Here is a 15,653-nt window from a genome sequence, read left to right as displayed (position 1 = left end):
TATCTCTCAATCTATATTATTTTTTGCTAGTTTTTTTTGTATGGCGTACTGTGCTTTTTTTGCTCGTTCTTGCTTTGCTTTTTGAAGAAGGCGCATCACAGACTTCAATTGAAGTTGGTTGCATAATATCTTTGGCATCAGCATATTGAGATAAATCTGTTGCTGTTTTTAAAGGTTTAATCTCGTCGAACATGCTCATTCTTTGTAAACAGAAAATTGTTCCTGCTTTTAACCCTTGAGAAGATTGAACATTTGCCAATTGCGTAATATAATCGTCTTGTGCCTTTTGAGCACCTTTGCCGTAAGTAGTACGGAAATGACGTTTTAATTTAGATTCTTCTTCATTAACAATAGAACCAAATTGTTTAATAAATCCGTTATATTGGTCTTGTGCTTTACAAGAAAGGGCTGTGACCATAAGTTCACTTTTTAAGCCTTCGATATTAAAAGCATCGCGAGCAACAGACGTTCGGCAAGCTGCATTTGCAACATTAACCTGACCCAAAGTAAGGCCGCTAAGAATAAACCCAGAAAGAGCAAGACGTTTAATTGAAAAAGACATTCAATTCTCCAAATCAGGAAAGGGTAAATGATTATAAGAATATATCAAATGAATATAAAATAACCGATTCGATAATTTTTTTCAGCTATTTTTATTTTCTTAGCAACTCAAATTTGTATCAGTTCATATGATTTGCCTTTTCGATATAGCAGGTATTTGGTATAATGCAATAGTTTATTGTCCTTTATTAACTTATCATGTGGGATAAAAAATCATTGTTTTATCTTCTATAAGTGATAAAGATAATTTTAATTTTCTAAAATTATATAAATATATTTTGTTTAAGTAATATGTATTGTGTAAATGAAATATTGAGTATGCTTTGGGCTGTTTGGATGTAGATCAAACATTTTATATAATTTATGTTATAAGTGAATGGTTTGCTTAATAATCATAAAACGAAAAATGGTTTTTCGTTGAATGCAATGGGGGCTAATAAGTGCGTCTTCAATTATCTTTAGTTTTGGTTGGTTTGGGTTTTGCTCTAACTGCATGTCAACATAATAGTCTTACTTCTGTTGATAGTGAGGTAAATAACCCTTTTAAATATGACAAACGTTCTGCAGTATGTACAGTAACACCAATTGTCAAAGAAAAAGATGGTAGTTGGAAAACAACCATGGCTGTGCGTAGTGATGATGGTCAATGCCAATTTGTGGTAAATGATCCAGATTCAAAAGGTGCATTTCCCTCTTTTGGGATGACCGCTACACCAACAAATGGTAAAACATTCTTGTATAATTATGATAATCGCACTTATGTGCGTTATACACCAACAATGGCATATGCAGGTTCAGATAAATTTACTGTTAATCTGATTCATAAAGATGGAACATTAAAAACACCATTATCTGTTGATGTTACTGTTGATAACACGGGTGTACAAGTGCCTAAACCTGCTGTAGCAGCACCTGTAAGTAGAACAACAAGCAAAACGAAAGCAACCAAAAGTCGCAAAAAAACGGCTCGTCATTCTACTGTTAAGAAAAATTAGTTTTTTTAATTAATCAAACTTAAATAAATATGAAGTTAAAGAACTTCATATTTATTTTTATATTGTGAAATAAATCGGATTAGGGCGAGGCCGCTTCATTCCTTTTTCCTCTGCATTTTTTATTAAGTCTTGCAGCGTAATTTTCGACGTATCTTTTAATATTTTATGATCTGTTTCTTCCCAAAAAGGTTTAACCACTTGTTGGTATAATGGAGACAGAATTTCTGTATATTTTTCTTTTTCTTGTACTGAAATTGCTTGAATGATATTCGCAATTGTAATCAGCCGTTTGGGCTTACCTAAATGATATCCCCCATGAGGGCCTCTGGTGCTTTCTAAAATCGATGCTTTTGAGAGCAGTTGTAATAGGGGTTCAATACTTCTTTTAGGTAAATTGGTTCGTGTAGAAATATCTGCAGCACTGACCGTGTTATTACGACTGGAATAAAATGCAATATCTGTTACGATTAAAATAGCAATAATTGCACGATCTTGTCTTAAAATCATAAAAATTGTCCACCCTCAGGTTCTTTGTGTAAATAATAAATTTATTTGTGTTATAAAAATATATATAATCTATAGTAAGATAAAAAATAGGGTTATTCTATAGGAAATAATTTATTTACAACAAATTATAGTAAAATATTTTTAATAAATTAAAAAAAGGAACAAAGTCAAATGGTTGATGCCCAAAATAATAATTTTGGTTTCTCTGAACCAAGAGGTAAAATTTATAACTCATTGATCGAAACCATCGGAGGAACTCCTTTGGTAAGACCTTCTAATCTTTTGAGAAAAGAGCAGGTTTCCGCAGATATTTTGCTAAAATTAGAGTGTTTTAACCCTTTGGCATCTGTAAAGGATCGTTTGGCAACAGCCATGGTTTTACAGGCAGAGGCAGATGGATTAATTAGTCCTCAGAAAAGTATTTTAGTTGAGCCTACATCTGGAAATACTGGGATTGGTTTGGCTTTTGTAGCAGCAGCAAGAGGGTATCGTTTAATTGTAACGATGCCTGAAAAAGCTTCTATAGAACGTAGAAAAATGATGCGTTTTTTAGACGCACAACTTGAACTTACACCTGGGCACTTAGGAATGGCTGGTGCGATTGCTCGTGCAGAAGAGATTGTAAAAACCACCGAAAATGCGTGGATGCCAAAACAGTTTGAAAATCCAGTAAACGCTGTTGTTCACGAGTTAACAACAGCCGAGGAAATCTGGCAAGATACTGCGGGTAAGGTTGATATTGTTGTTGCTGGTATTGGAACTGGCGGGACAGTAACAGGGATTGCTAAAGGATTAAAAAAGCATAATTCAAATATAGAGATTTATGGAATAGAGCCAGCTGAAAGTGCTGTGTTGAATGGTGAAGAACCTGGTCCTCATGGTATTCAAGGGATCGGTGCTGGATTCAGACCAAAAGTTTTAGAAACAGACTTAATTAAGCAAATTTTAATGGTATCTGAAAATGATGCATTGTCAGCTTCACGCAGGCTTGCAAGTCTAGATGGAATTCCTGTAGGAATCTCATCAGGTGCGGCTTTGCATGCAAGTTTATTGTTAGCATCACGCCCTGAAAATAAAGGAAAAATGATTGTTGCTATTGCACCATCTTTTGCAGAGCGTTATTTATCAACACCACTATTTAATGGTTTAGGATAAGTTACAACTTTATTATAGGAAAATAAAAAAAGCGGGAAATAATCCCGCTTTTTTTGAATTATTTATATATTAACGTAATATAATTTCTACACGACGATTTTGCGCTTCACGAACATTTGGTCCTGTAGGAACTAATGGATTTTCAGATCCATAGCCGTGGATATCAATATTACTTGCTGGGACACCATTTTTAATCAATTCAGCTTTGATGGTGCGAGCTCTTTTTAAAGAAAGTGCTACATTGTAGCGTTTTCCTTGTGCGTTAGGTGCAGCAGAAGAGTCAGTATATCCATCTGCTTCAATACGTGTGCTGTGCACGCTGTTATATGCCTGCGCAGCTTCTTTGACGATAGAAATTGAACGATCGTTTAGAGCGTAACTATCCCAAGCAAAAAAGACTAAATATGTACGAGATTTTCTTGATTGAGGAACTGTCGGTGCTGCCTCTACAGGTGTCGTTGGAGGAGGAGCAGGGTTGAATTCGTATCTTAACCCCAATAAAATTGAGTGGTTGAAGTAAGTAGTTGTGTCTCTGTTTCCTCGAGCTTGGCTATAGGCATGGGTTGTATTATACCCACCTTGTGTTCCCCAAACATCAGCTGTATGACTTTGTGGGCCTAACATCGTCCAAAAGCGATATTCTGTTGTAAACGACAATCCAACAACCCAAGGGGTTGGAAAAGACAGACCACCAATTGCTTGATATGAGAAATTCCCAAAAGTTCCACCTAGATGCTCTGTTAGACGATTATCAGATGTGCGTAATCTAACGCCATTCATTGATGACCAGCCATAACCAATACCAGCACCGAAATAAGGGAAAATATAGGGGCTTCCAACATCCATATCAAAAAGTGCATTTGCCATAAAACCGTAAGTTTGTTGGCGACCTTGCCCCCAAGCTTTATATGATCCTAGATTTTGATATTTTAATGGATTATTTCGATAGTTTCCTTCGACTTCAACTCTAAAGCCATTTCCTAACCCGTAACCAAGACTGGTAACAGCAGTAGCACCAGGAGTATATTTATCTCTACCTCCAGGCATAAACTTGTTTAATCGAACAACTTGATCCTGATTAAAACTCACGCCACCTGCACCAGTAACATATATTCCTTGAACAGGTTGCGCTTTAGCTGTGGATGCTAAGAACGATGTTACACAAAAAGATGCTGAAAGGCTGAATAGTGATGTCATTAATAGACGAAAGCGAAAGTTCATCTTAACCTTTAAACTCCTGTTTAGTGTAACGGCTGTTGCGTTATGATCAATATACTGATTGGAAATAGCGTGTTTTTTCATAAGAAAGAAGTAAAAAATCGATTTTTTAATAAAAAGTTTTCTTTTTGTCATACAAACATCACATATTTATACAAATTGCTGGATATGATTTTTAAATTTACGATTATTCACTAGTAATTAAATTTAAGGCTTGTTTATAAAGTGCTGGTTTAAGGATTAATGTATTAGCAATAGCAAGATCAGCATCCGTTCCCAGGGCAGCGGGGCAAGCGCTACGAATAGTTTGAATGGTTTTTGCATCTAAAGGTGGACGAGCTTTACGAGAGGCGGTAACGTTATTTTTGTAAAAAGAAGTGGGAGTTTTTAAAGCATCCATTTGTTTTTTAACAAATTGTTCTCCACGACTAGTGCATATTTGTGGCATGACCCCTAATCCTTGTAACGGCCATCCCAAAGGAGCTAAGACACGACTCCACGTAACGAATAACTCACCTTCATCAGGAAGTTGGGCTATGGTTTGTACCAATCCTTTTCCTAATGTTGTACTTCCGACAACGACGGCACGTTTATGATCAGCGAGGGCTGCTGCCATAATTTCAGCTGCACTGGCGGTATGCCCATCAACCAATATAACAATGGGTATTCCTTGAGTAAGATCACCACCTTGTACCGCCCAAATATGATTGGCTTCTTCAAATCTCCCTTGGGTAGTTGCGGCAATACCGTTATCTAAGACTAATGCTACGCTGGTGATGGCTTGTTGTAAAACCCCTCCACGATTACCTCTTAGGTCTATGATTAGACCTTTAATCTTCATGTCTTGAGTTGCCTGATCAAGATATTGACTAATCTCTTCAGCCGTATCAGTAGAGAAGGAAGTTACTTTGAGCATGACAATATTGTCGCTAGTAAAAGCAAAAACTGTTGCTGGTGGGACGGCTTCTCTTTTAATATGAACAGTTTTAACTCGTTTACTGCGTGCAGAGCCAACGGTTAAGGATAATGAAGAGCCTTCCTTTCCTTTTAACCATTTTACAATTGTATCTAAGGATTCCTTAGCTGTTTTTTTACCATCAACAGCATATAAACGCTGACCCAACATTAATCCACTGTCCCAAGATGGACCGTTTGGATTGATAGAAGAAATAATAAAAAAATTTCCTTGCTTTATGAGGGAAATACCAGCACTTGCATCTCCACCATCACGAGCATCTCGGTCTGTCGAAGCTGAACTGGGAGCAACGTAACGAGAATATGGATCCATATGATCAAATAATTCATCAAAAAAAGCTTGGATAACCCCTTGCTTACCAACAGACTGAATAGCTGTTGAGTTCTGCCAAGCGTTATACCAAATATTAATTACATTTTGTGACCAGATTTTTATATTATCTTTGTCAGTTGCGACAGGGATTGTGGCACTATAAATTAATTTTTGTACTTTATATAAATTTAACTTACCATTTTCCTCTTTTACAGAAAATGTTGGATCAATTGCATTCAATCCATTTAAGCCCCATAGGCATAATTGTTCAATAGAGTGCTCATCTAGGGTTCTGGGCTGTAAAAATGTTAGCGCTGTGGCGATAATATTAACATAGTTGCTTTGATCAAAATCTTTTTTAGGAGGTGCAGAAGAAGCATTCGGTTGTGTTTGCTGAGCCAAAGCAACGGAAAAGCTCATCACCATTACAAAGATGATGATGAGTAACCTCTTTGATAGCCACTTATAAGCAAGCATAATTGACACAATGAACTGCATGGCAGTTTCAAAAGTTGGATGAGTTGCTTGCCTTAACAGGACTGGAATCGTCTTTCTCCGCTTAGAGTAAAATCAACAATTAAAATCTCAAAGAATAATAGGACAAATTTTGTATATAACAATAGAGCATATGCATAATAAAGATAGCTTTTATGTTACAAAATACACATATTGTTACATAAAAATTACACAATACTGTTGCGTATTTAAGTTTACTTTTCTTTTTTTACAGCCTTTTTCTTTGTTGCAGTTGATTTTTTTGCTACTGCAGTTTTTGTTGTTGCTTTTTTAGTCGTGGTTGTTGTTTTCTTTTTCGTTGCTTTACCTTTTGTAGCTTTTCCCTTTTCCTCCAGAATAGATACTGCTGTTTCAATGGTCAAATTCTCTCCATTATCGCCCTTGGGTAAAGGCGCAACTGTTTTTTTATGTTGCAAGTAAAAGCCAAAGCGACCTTTGCGTAATAGGATCGGTTCTTTATCTTTGGGATGAGGCCCAAGATTATGAATTGAAGCCATTTTCTTTTCAATGACTTCTAAAGCACGTGGTAACTGAACGGTTAAAACATTATCTGTTTTATCGAGAGAGGCAAAAATACTTCCTACTTTAACGTATGGTCCAAACGGCCCAAGGCCAGCTTGAATTGCTTCGCCAGTTGTTGGATATTCCCCTAAATTTCTTGGTAAAGACAATAATCCCATTGCTTCGTCAAAAGTAATGGCATTACCATCCATACCTTTTGGAATAGTAGCACGTTTAGGCTTTTTCTTTTTATTTTCAAGGTCAGCTTCACCACATTGAATATAAAGGCCCCAAGGCCCGCGCTTTATAATAATTTCTTCATTAGTTTCAGGATGCTTCCCAAGAACGCGTGAGCCTTCTTTAAGGTCCTCTTCCTCTTCAGGATTAGCTCCTTCGACGCCTAATCTACGTGTGTACTGACATTCAGGATAGTTTGTGCAACCAATAAAAGCACCATAACGTCCAAGTTTTAAATTAAGCCTACCATCTTCACAGGCTGGGCACTTGCGCGGATCACTGCCATCTGTAGATTCGGCAAAAAAGTGGCTGCCTAAATCATGATCAAGTGCGTCAATAACATCAGAGATTTTAAGGTCCTTAGTTTGCTCAATAGCTTTGGAAAAATCATCCCAAAAATCTCTAAGAACTTTTTTCCAATTGACTTTGCTATCTGAAATATCGTCCAGTTTTTCCTCAAGATTAGCCGTAAAATCTATATCGACATAGCGTTTAAAGAAAGAGGTCAAAAAGGCGGTTACCAAACGCCCTCTATCTTGAGGAGTAAAGTAACGATTTTCTAGGGTTACATACTCTCTATCACGTAATACACCTAATATGGATGCATAAGTAGAGGGGCGACCAATCCCCAACTCTTCCATCTTTTTAACCAAAGAAGCCTCACCATAACGTGGTGGGGGTTGGGTAAAATGTTGTTCTGGAGTAATTGTTTTCGTCGTAACACCTTCTGCTTCTTTCATAGCAGGCAGCATAGTAGAGCTACCTTGTTTAGAAGGATCTTTTTCTTGATCCTCGGTAATATCTTTATAAAGCTTTAAGAAACCGTCAAAGGCAATCATTGACCCATTGGCTCTGAACAAATGTTCTTTATTTGAATTGGCAAGTGTTACAGCCACTTGATCCAATTCAGCTGATTGCATTTGACTGGCAACCGCGCGTTTCCATATAAGCTCGTAAAGCTTTTTTTGATCAGGTGTTAAATAAGAAGCTACTTGATTGGGTGTATAGCTTATATTGGTTGGGCGAATAGCCTCATGTGCTTCTTGGGCATTTTTAGCTTTGCTGGTGTAATGACGAGGTTTGGAAGGAAGATATTTATCTCCGAATTCAGATTCTATATGCTGGCGAATAGCTTGAATGGCTTCACCTGCCATTTGCACGCCATCTGTTCTCATATAGGTAATTAAACCGACTGTTTCTCCACCTAGGTCAATGCCTTCATAAAGTTGTTGCGCTGTACGCATGGTATTTTGCGCACTCATATGAAGTTTACGAGAAGCATCTTGTTGTAAAGTTGAGGTGGTAAATGGAGGAGCTGGATTCCGTTTGGTTTTTTTTCTTTCAACAGCATTAACAGCAAACTGTTCTTGTTGTAATATTTGAACAGCTTGTTGAGCTAGGTTTTCATTATTTAGATCAAATTGTTCAAGTTTTTTTCCTTGAAACTGTGTGAGCTTTGCTGTGAATGGTGCATTAGCTGGGGTTAAGAATGTACCACTTATAGTCCAATATTCTTTTGGCTTAAAGATTTCAATTTCGGCTTCACGTTCACAGATTAAACGTAATGCAACGGATTGTACGCGTCCAGCACTACGAGAACCAGGAAGCTTTCTCCATAAAATAGGGGAAAGGGTAAAGCCAACTAGATAATCCAATGCACGTCGAGCAAGATAAGCCTCGATAAGAGGTTGATCCAGTTCACGTGGATGTTGCATTGCGTATTGAACGGCTTGTTTGGTAATTTCGTTAAAAGTTACGCGTTCAACATTAATATTCTTTAATAGCTTTTTATCTTCTAACATGGCACGAACATGCCAAGAAATTGCCTCTCCCTCGCGGTCAGGGTCAGTTGCTAGATAAAGGTTTTTTGCCCCTTTAAGGGCTTGTGAAATTGCTTTGATTTGTTTGGCACCACGTTCATCCGCAGCCCAATCCATAGCAAAATCTTCGTCAGGTCGTACACTTCCATCCTTTGGTGGCAGGTCGCGCACATGACCAAAGGAAGCAAGAACAGTATATTGATTGCCAAGATATTTGTTAATTGTTTTAGCCTTGGCAGGTGATTCTACTATGATGACGTCTGTCATTGGTTCTCCAGACGAGGATTAAGTGTAAAGTAAAGTCAAAAAATACAAAGAACAAGATAGTATCGTTTCTTTACAAAGAAGCAAATATTATTTTGTTGCTTGTTCATAGTCTGCGCTTATATATTTGTAAAGGTCAGAGGAAAAATTTATAAATTATTTAATAATCCTAAGGGGCTAGGATATATCCGTTGTGCTGAAAAATAATTTTATTGTTGATTTCAAGTAAAGCAATAACGCTGAGTGTTTCAGTAGCAGAATAAGAAATATTGCGAATAATTAAATCTATAGGGGTAGGCGTTGTTGATAATAGAGCAATAATTTCTGCCTCTATAGAGTTGTTAACTGTATCTTGCTTATTCGTAGGTGTAACTATATCAGGACAGTCTTTTGGGGCGTTATCAGTGAATAAATCTTTTGTTAAATTAAATTTAGATTTTGTGCATATAGGGGATAGTTCTGGTAAGATATCTAGGGCATTTTCCGTTAGTACTGCCCCCATACGTAAAAGATTATTACTGCCCTTACAACGAGGATCCAGTGGAGAGCCAGGGACTGCAAATATTGGCTTATTATAATTTAAAGCAAGCTTGCTGGTAATAAGACTGCCAGAGTTAAGTGCGGCTTCTATAACGACACATCCATAACATAATCCAGCAATTAGTTTATTTCGTCGAGGGAAATGTGCTGCCTGAGGCATTGTGCCTAGGGGGAACTCAGAAACAAGAACTCCTTTTTCAGCAATTGCTTGTTGTAGTTTTTGATGCTCTGTTGGGTAAACAATATCTACCCCACAAGCAATGGCAGCAATCGTAAAACCAGTATATAAAGCTCCTTTGTGAGCTGCCTGATCAATCCCTCGGGCTAAACCAGAGGTGATTCCAATTGAGTGTGACGATAAATCAGCAGCTAAGCATTCAGCAATTTTTATACCATGCATGGATGCATTTCTTGCTCCAACAATAGCAATATTTCGTTGATGTAGAAAATCACGATTGCCTAAAACTGTAAGGACAGGAGGGGCATCATCAAGTTGTGTTAATAATTCTGGATAATCTTTGAAGCCATAGATTAGAAATTGCCCTTGCAGTTCAAAGGTTTTTTCAATCTCCTCTATAATTGAAGCAAGAGGAGGAGGAGAAAAATAAGCTTTTATTTTTTTATTTTTAATTATAGAGGGCAGAGCTTCTATGGCTGCTTCTGGAGAATTATATTTATTTAAAAGTTGATGGAATCTGACTGCTCCAACACCGTCTGTTCTGGCTAGTCTTAAATATGCTGCTAGCTTATGAATTGACAAATTGTTGGAGGTTTTATCCATTAGGTAGGGTCGGATAATGTAGATTGCTCTTTTTTATCCCCAATACGTGGTTCTGTTCCTTCTGCTAAACGATAAATATTTGCTTTATGTCTCCAAATAACAAGCAAACTGACAACCAAAGCTGGGAATAATAAAGGTTCTTTTAGATTAAAATGATATTCGATAATCACCACCAAAGGCCATGCAATAAATGCAGATAAAGCCCCAACAGAAGAGATCTTGGAAAATTTTGCTCCTAGAAGCCAAATAATACAACATAACACGCCTGAAATAGGGGTTAAAGCAAGGGCAACGCCTAATCCGGTAGCAACACCTTTCCCACCCTTGAAACCCAGCCATACAGGAAAACAATGTCCCAGAACTACAAAAATAGCCGCTAAAGAAATGGCTGGGGTCAAGTTTACTAGACCGAAAATATAACCACAAGCAACAGCAAAAGATCCTTTGCCCATGTCACAAAGTAATGTCAGTGCAGCAAGTTTTCTGTTGCCAGTTCGCAGGACATTGGTTGCACCAATATTGCCAGAGCCGATTTTACGGATATCACCTTCACCCCCGAGCTGACTAATTAACATTCCAAAAGGAATACTGCCAATCATATAGGCAATCAGTGCAATGCCAGCCATTAATGGCATGGCAGAGAAGGGAATATGCCACATCATGATGCATTTTGCCTTGTATAAACACGGCGACCAGATTTCCATGTACCTAAAACAACACCAGGTAACTCACGATTATCAAAAGGTGTATTTTGCGCGCGCCCTGGTAATTTACCTGCTTCGACCAACCATGTTTGGTCTGGATCAAAAAGGCAGAGATCTGCTTCAGCACCTAGGCTCAATGTGCCAAAAGGTTGCCCTAATAATTCTGCAGGACGATGGGTTAATAATGAAAGCGCACTGAGTAAAGACAGATTACTTTCCTTCATACGTAACAGGGTTACACTTAATAAGGTTACTAATCCCGTGCCCCCAGCGGCGGCTTCAGCAAAAGGTAATCGTTTGTCATCTACATCTCGAGGTAAATGATCTGAAGCAATAGCATCAATAGTACCATCACCCAGAGCTTGACAAACGGCTTGGCGATCCTCTTCTGATCTTAACGGTGGGGATAGTTTTGCGTATGTGCGGAAATCACCAATGGCCTCTTCATTAAGGTCAAAATAAACTGGGGCTGTATCACAGCTGACAGGTAATCCTTTAGTTTTGGCTTGTCGAATGAGAGCTAACCCTTCAGCAGTAGAAATATGCCCGAAATGTAATCGACAACCTGTTAATTCAGCAAGTCGTAAATCTCTTGCAATCATAATCGCTTCGGCAGCTGCTGGAATAGAAGGAAGGCCAAGTTTAGTGGCCAATTCACCTCTGGTAGCACTACCACTTTTGGCAAGTGAAGGGTCTTCTGGATGTTGCACAATTAAACAGTTATATCCACGTGCATAAGACATGGTAAGCATCATTAAGCGTGTATTTTCCAAGGCCTTGTTGCCGTCAGTAAAAGCAATCGCTCCAGCTTCGTGCAAAAGGCCTATTTCAGCCATTTCTTTGCCTTCACAGCCAACACTGAGAGCACCATAAGGCAAAATCGTTACAGATCGTGTTTCTTCACCTTTTGCCTTGAGTAATGAAACCAAAGCTGGGTTATCAATGGCGGGTTTACTATTAGGCAAGATCGCCATAGTAGTAATCCCACCAGCCGCACTGGCCTCTGCTGCGGTGGCAATGGTTTCGCGGTATTCATAACCAGGTTCACCAACCGTAACCCGCATGTCCACTAAACCTGGGCATAAAACTGCACCTTGACCGTCGATGGTTTCACAGTCTTCAGGTGTTTTTTCTGCTTCAGGTAAGTCAATAGCAGCAATTTTCCCGCCTTTGACAAGTAATCGCCCAAGTTTATCCAAGCCAGATTTTGGATCAATTAAACGCACATTGGTAAAGAGCAAAGGTTTCATGGTTGTGCCTTTATCTGAGAGAATTTTTCAAGAACGGCCATACGTACAGCAACACCCATTTCAACTTGTTCTTGAATGACGCTTTGAACAGGATCGTCGGCGACATTACTATCGATTTCTACGCCACGATTTAAAGGGCCTGGATGCATCACTAATGCTCCAGGTTTTGCAAGATTCAAGCGGCGACGATCTAAACCAAAGAAACGGAAATATTCTCGGCTGCTGGGGACAAGACCTGCTTGCATACGCTCTTTTTGCATACGCAGCATCATAATAACATCAACGTCTTTGATACCTTCATCCATAGAATAATAAGGTGTTGCCCCCATTTTGGCGATCGTTAATGGTAATAGAGTAGGCGGTCCAATGACACGTACATGACAGCCCATTGTCTTTAAAAGTAAAATATTAGAGCGCGCAACACGGCTATGTAAGATATCGCCACAGATAGCGATGGTTAATCCTGATAATTTACCGTAATGACGACGAATGGTCAGTGCATCTAGCAAAGCTTGTGTTGGATGTTCATGCATGCCATCACCCGCATTAATAACACTGGCATCGACTTTTTGAGCAAGTAATGCAGGCGCACCAGAATGTGCATGTCGAATGACGAGCAAGTCTGCTCTCATAGCATTCAGGGTATAAGCCGTGTCTAAAAGCGTTTCCCCCTTGCTGACAGAAGAGGTTGAAACAGACATATTGATAACATCTGCTCCTAATCGTTTACCTGCCAATTCAAAGGACGTTCTGGTTCTGGTACTGTTTTCAAAAAAGAGCGTAATTAAAGTACGTTCTCTAAGTAAAGTTCTTGGGGTTTTACGAGATCGGTTTAATAACGCATAATTATCTGCACGGTCTAATAAAGATTCTATATGATGAGGGGATAAGCCTTCTATTCCCAGGAAATGCTGTCCAAAGGGATTATCCATTGGTAACGGCTCCTAATCTAGCCAGAACTTCCTCTTTACCCAAAGCTAATAACGTATCATCAATTCCAGGGGACATCGTGCTGCCTGTAACAGCTGCGCGCAAAGGCTGGGCAACTTTTCCCAGTTTTAGTCCTTCTGCCTCTGCAAATTGATGAAGAGTATGGTTAATGCCTTCTTTGGTAAAAGGGGTTAATGTGGCAAGTTGCGATGCAAGTTTGCTTAACATACCACAATTTTCTTCGTTGAGTAGCTTTTGTGCTTTGTCTGTAAAATTTAAAGGGACTTGCGTGCAAAGGAACGCTGCATTTTCAGCAAGCTCTATCAAGTTTTTTGCCCGTTCTTTAAGCCCATGCATCAAGAATAAAATACGCTCTTGATGTTCCTGATCAAGCACATATCCTTCATGTTTAGACAATCGTTCGATGACATCTTGAGTAAGACGAGAATCATCGGCTTGGCGCAACCAATAGCCATTTACATGGGATAGTTTAGCATAATCCATACGTGAAGGGGAACGTCCGACTCCATCTAGATCAAAAAGATTGATTTGTTCTTCGCGACTTAGGATTTCATCATCCCCATGTCCCCATCCTAAGCGTAATAAATAATTACATAAAGCTTCTGGTAAATAACCTTCTTCGCGAAACTCTACAACCGAGCTGGCACCATGACGTTTGGATAATTTAGCCCCATCGGGACCATGGATTAAAGGAAGATGCGCAAATTGGGGGATATCCCATTCCATGGCGCGATAAATCATTAGTTGTCTGAAGCTATTGGTTAGATGGTCATCTCCACGAATAACATGGGTAATTTCCATATCATGGTCATCACAAACAACTGCGTGTTGATAGGTCGGTGTGCCATCAGCGCGCAAGATAATCATGTCGTCAAGTTCGATATTAGCAACGGTAACCTCGCCTTGAACCAAATCATTAATAACTGTTTTTCCTTCGCGAGGGGCTTTGATTCGTACAGTGTAAGGCGCATCTGTGGGTGCTTCTGAAGGATCACGATCACGCCAATAGCCATTATAACGTGGCGGTTTCCCCTCGGCTTGTGCTTTGGCACGCATATCGGCAAGTTCTTCTTGGGTACAGAAACATTTATATGCCTTACCTGTTTTTAGTAAATGCAGCGCCACCTCTTGATGACGTTCAATACGGGTTGATTGATAAACAGGTTCATTATCAGGAGTTAATCCCATCCATGACAGACCATCAAAAATGACATCAACGGCTTTTTGAGTAGAGCGCTCTTTGTCTGTATCTTCGATACGAAGTAAAAATTGACCATTATGATGTTTGGCATAAAGATAATTAAAAAGTGCAGCTCTTGCATTCCCGATATGGAGTAATCCTGTTGGACTTGGGGCAAAACGTGTACGAACTGTCATAAGCGTCTTTCATAGTGCGCAAAGTTAAAATATATTTTCTATAAACGGTCATACTATAATTATTTATACGATATATGTGAAGTCTAGTTTCATATTTGTTAATATATTTATTTGTTGTTTAAATAATATGAATGTTTAATGACGTGCTAAATTCAAAACTGTTATTATTTAAAATTGAAGTCATTAGGATGGTTATCAAGACTGCCAGTCAATGCTGCGAATAGAATGGTTTTCCCATCAATAGATAGGTTATCTGGAACACTCAACCATTTCAATTTTTCACTTCCATCTTTCTCATTCATTGATGAGAAAACCCCAGCTATTTTTTTTGTTGTAGGTTCATAAATAAATGCAACTTTTTGTGAATTACAATCATGGGGTTTACATGAAGTCATTACTAAATATTGATTACCTTTGATTTTAACTTTTTGAGTTGGAGAAACTGTTCCTGCTTGGGTTATCCATTTTGGTAAATGTTGATCTGCAACAATCTTCTCCAACGCTTTCTTTGTGTTCTGATTAGTTGCTAGTTTATTAATAGTAACTTCATCTTGTGCATAGGCGTGTGTAGATAAGCCAAAAGTTGTTAACAAGAATACTGCAAGTATTTTTTTCATCAAATAAATTCCTATATCTATAAATAATTATAAAGTTAACTTTAATTAATTTTAACACCAACGCCTTTAATTTTGGTGCTGTCGCAAACTTAGAGTGTGTAGGATAATCTGTTATAAGTATGAATGGAATATTTATGTTTAGGAACGGACGATGTTTTACGTTCTAAGTTTGCGACAGCAGCAAAATTGAAATTGCTTGATGATGGATTAATCTAAAAATTTACTTACAACTAGATTGATCCGCAAATACAGGTAAATTATAATTTTTATGTTCATAAGTAGCGATAGGATGGTTTCATATCCTTATTATGAATTTCATTTTTCTTACTAATAATTTTAATTTTTTATTAAAAAATCGTTTGATACTTATT

Annotated in this window: 13 protein-coding genes; 2 read left to right on the top strand and 11 right to left on the bottom strand. The window is 38.3% G+C overall.

The features are described 5' to 3' along the window. Positions 1-16 precede the first annotated feature (16 nt). Positions 17-562, bottom strand: a complete 546-nt coding sequence (locus QMN76_RS03985; protein ID WP_034336142.1) for a hypothetical protein — start codon at positions 560-562, stop codon at positions 17-19. A 439-nt stretch (positions 563-1,001) separates the two neighbouring features. On the opposite strand from QMN76_RS03985, the gene QMN76_RS03980 reads away from it, so the two are divergent. Next, positions 1,002-1,556 carry a hypothetical protein gene (locus QMN76_RS03980; RefSeq protein WP_282023713.1) on the top strand — a complete coding sequence of 185 codons (555 nt, stop codon included), beginning with the start codon at positions 1,002-1,004 and terminating at the stop codon, positions 1,554-1,556. Between the two features lie 57 nt (positions 1,557-1,613). Here the strand turns inward: QMN76_RS03980 and QMN76_RS03975 are convergent, their stop codons facing one another. After that, positions 1,614-2,063 carry an RrF2 family transcriptional regulator gene (locus tag QMN76_RS03975; protein WP_034336146.1) on the bottom strand — a complete coding sequence of 150 codons (450 nt, stop codon included), beginning with the start codon at positions 2,061-2,063 and terminating at the stop codon, positions 1,614-1,616. 171 nt (positions 2,064-2,234) lie between these two features. Here QMN76_RS03975 and cysK point away from each other — a divergent pair, with 171 nt between their 5' ends. Continuing rightward, the gene (gene cysK, locus QMN76_RS03970; RefSeq protein WP_034336148.1) at positions 2,235-3,218 is read left to right on the top strand and encodes a cysteine synthase A; all 984 of its coding nucleotides are present in this window, start codon (positions 2,235-2,237) and stop codon (positions 3,216-3,218) included. Positions 3,219-3,287: 69 nt separating this feature from the next. Here cysK and QMN76_RS03965 read toward each other — a convergent pair whose 3' ends face one another. From QMN76_RS03965 to ivy, 9 genes are all read right to left on the bottom strand, one after another. Next, positions 3,288-4,439, bottom strand: coding sequence for an OmpA family protein (locus QMN76_RS03965; RefSeq protein ID WP_034336150.1), 1,152 nt, complete (start codon positions 4,437-4,439; stop codon positions 3,288-3,290). Positions 4,440-4,623: 184 nt separating this feature from the next. Then, on the bottom strand, positions 4,624-6,222 hold the full coding sequence (locus QMN76_RS03960; protein WP_282065749.1) for a S41 family peptidase: 1,599 nt from the start codon (positions 6,220-6,222) through the stop codon (positions 4,624-4,626). A 212-nt stretch (positions 6,223-6,434) separates the two neighbouring features. Continuing rightward, entirely contained in the window at positions 6,435-9,065 is a 2,631-nt protein-coding gene (gene topA / locus QMN76_RS03955; RefSeq protein WP_282023714.1) for a type I DNA topoisomerase, read from the bottom strand. Positions 9,066-9,231: 166 nt separating this feature from the next. Further along, positions 9,232-10,383, bottom strand: coding sequence for a DNA-processing protein DprA (dprA, locus tag QMN76_RS03950; protein WP_282023715.1), 1,152 nt, complete (start codon positions 10,381-10,383; stop codon positions 9,232-9,234). Then, positions 10,383-11,045: a glycerol-3-phosphate 1-O-acyltransferase PlsY gene (plsY, locus tag QMN76_RS03945; RefSeq protein ID WP_282023716.1), complete on the bottom strand. Its 663-nt coding sequence runs from the start codon at positions 11,043-11,045 to the stop codon at positions 10,383-10,385. Before plsY ends, dprA begins: the two co-directional genes overlap by 1 nt. Then, positions 11,042-12,337, bottom strand: a complete 1,296-nt coding sequence (locus tag QMN76_RS03940; RefSeq protein WP_034336161.1) for a dihydroorotase — start codon at positions 12,335-12,337, stop codon at positions 11,042-11,044. Before QMN76_RS03940 ends, plsY begins: the two co-directional genes overlap by 4 nt. Next, the gene (locus tag QMN76_RS03935) at positions 12,334-13,269 is read right to left on the bottom strand and encodes an aspartate carbamoyltransferase catalytic subunit (protein ID WP_034336164.1); all 936 of its coding nucleotides are present in this window, start codon (positions 13,267-13,269) and stop codon (positions 12,334-12,336) included. The genes QMN76_RS03940 and QMN76_RS03935 overlap by 4 nt, the downstream gene beginning before the upstream one ends. After that, positions 13,262-14,665 (bottom strand): glutamate--tRNA ligase, encoded by a 1,404-nt coding sequence (gltX, locus tag QMN76_RS03930; RefSeq protein ID WP_282023717.1) that lies wholly within the window; start codon positions 14,663-14,665, stop codon positions 13,262-13,264. Before gltX ends, QMN76_RS03935 begins: the two co-directional genes overlap by 8 nt. Positions 14,666-14,829: 164 nt before the next feature. Beyond that, positions 14,830-15,282 carry an Ivy family C-type lysozyme inhibitor gene (gene ivy, locus QMN76_RS03925; protein ID WP_282023718.1) on the bottom strand — a complete coding sequence of 151 codons (453 nt, stop codon included), beginning with the start codon at positions 15,280-15,282 and terminating at the stop codon, positions 14,830-14,832. Positions 15,283-15,653: the final 371 nt, after the last annotated feature.

This window comes from Commensalibacter papalotli (ex Botero et al. 2024) (genome assembly GCF_947179115.1).
In the GTDB taxonomy this organism is placed as follows: domain Bacteria; phylum Pseudomonadota; class Alphaproteobacteria; order Acetobacterales; family Acetobacteraceae; genus Commensalibacter; species Commensalibacter papalotli.
This window is presented reverse-complemented; position numbering and strand designations above follow the sequence as displayed.

Excerpts from the sequence above, each read along its gene's own strand:
- cysK (WP_034336148.1), top strand. The coding sequence starts at position 2,235 with ATGGTTGATGCCCAAAATAATAATTTTGGTTTCTCTGAACCAAGAGGT.
- QMN76_RS03975 (WP_034336146.1), bottom strand. The coding sequence starts at position 2,063 with ATGATTTTAAGACAAGATCGTGCAATTATTGCTATTTTAATCGTAACA.
- QMN76_RS03965 (WP_034336150.1), bottom strand. The coding sequence starts at position 4,439 with ATGAACTTTCGCTTTCGTCTATTAATGACATCACTATTCAGCCTTTCA.
- QMN76_RS03960 (WP_282065749.1), bottom strand. The coding sequence starts at position 6,222 with ATGCAGTTCATTGTGTCAATTATGCTTGCTTATAAGTGGCTATCAAAG.
- gltX (WP_282023717.1), bottom strand. The coding sequence starts at position 14,665 with ATGACAGTTCGTACACGTTTTGCCCCAAGTCCAACAGGATTACTCCAT.
- QMN76_RS03935 (WP_034336164.1), bottom strand. The coding sequence starts at position 13,269 with ATGGATAATCCCTTTGGACAGCATTTCCTGGGAATAGAAGGCTTATCC.
- ivy (WP_282023718.1), bottom strand. The coding sequence starts at position 15,282 with ATGAAAAAAATACTTGCAGTATTCTTGTTAACAACTTTTGGCTTATCT.
- QMN76_RS03985 (WP_034336142.1), bottom strand. The coding sequence starts at position 562 with ATGTCTTTTTCAATTAAACGTCTTGCTCTTTCTGGGTTTATTCTTAGC.
- topA (WP_282023714.1), bottom strand. The coding sequence starts at position 9,065 with ATGACAGACGTCATCATAGTAGAATCACCTGCCAAGGCTAAAACAATT.
- dprA (WP_282023715.1), bottom strand. The coding sequence starts at position 10,383 with ATGGATAAAACCTCCAACAATTTGTCAATTCATAAGCTAGCAGCATAT.
- QMN76_RS03940 (WP_034336161.1), bottom strand. The coding sequence starts at position 12,337 with ATGAAACCTTTGCTCTTTACCAATGTGCGTTTAATTGATCCAAAATCT.
- plsY (WP_282023716.1), bottom strand. The coding sequence starts at position 11,045 with ATGATGTGGCATATTCCCTTCTCTGCCATGCCATTAATGGCTGGCATT.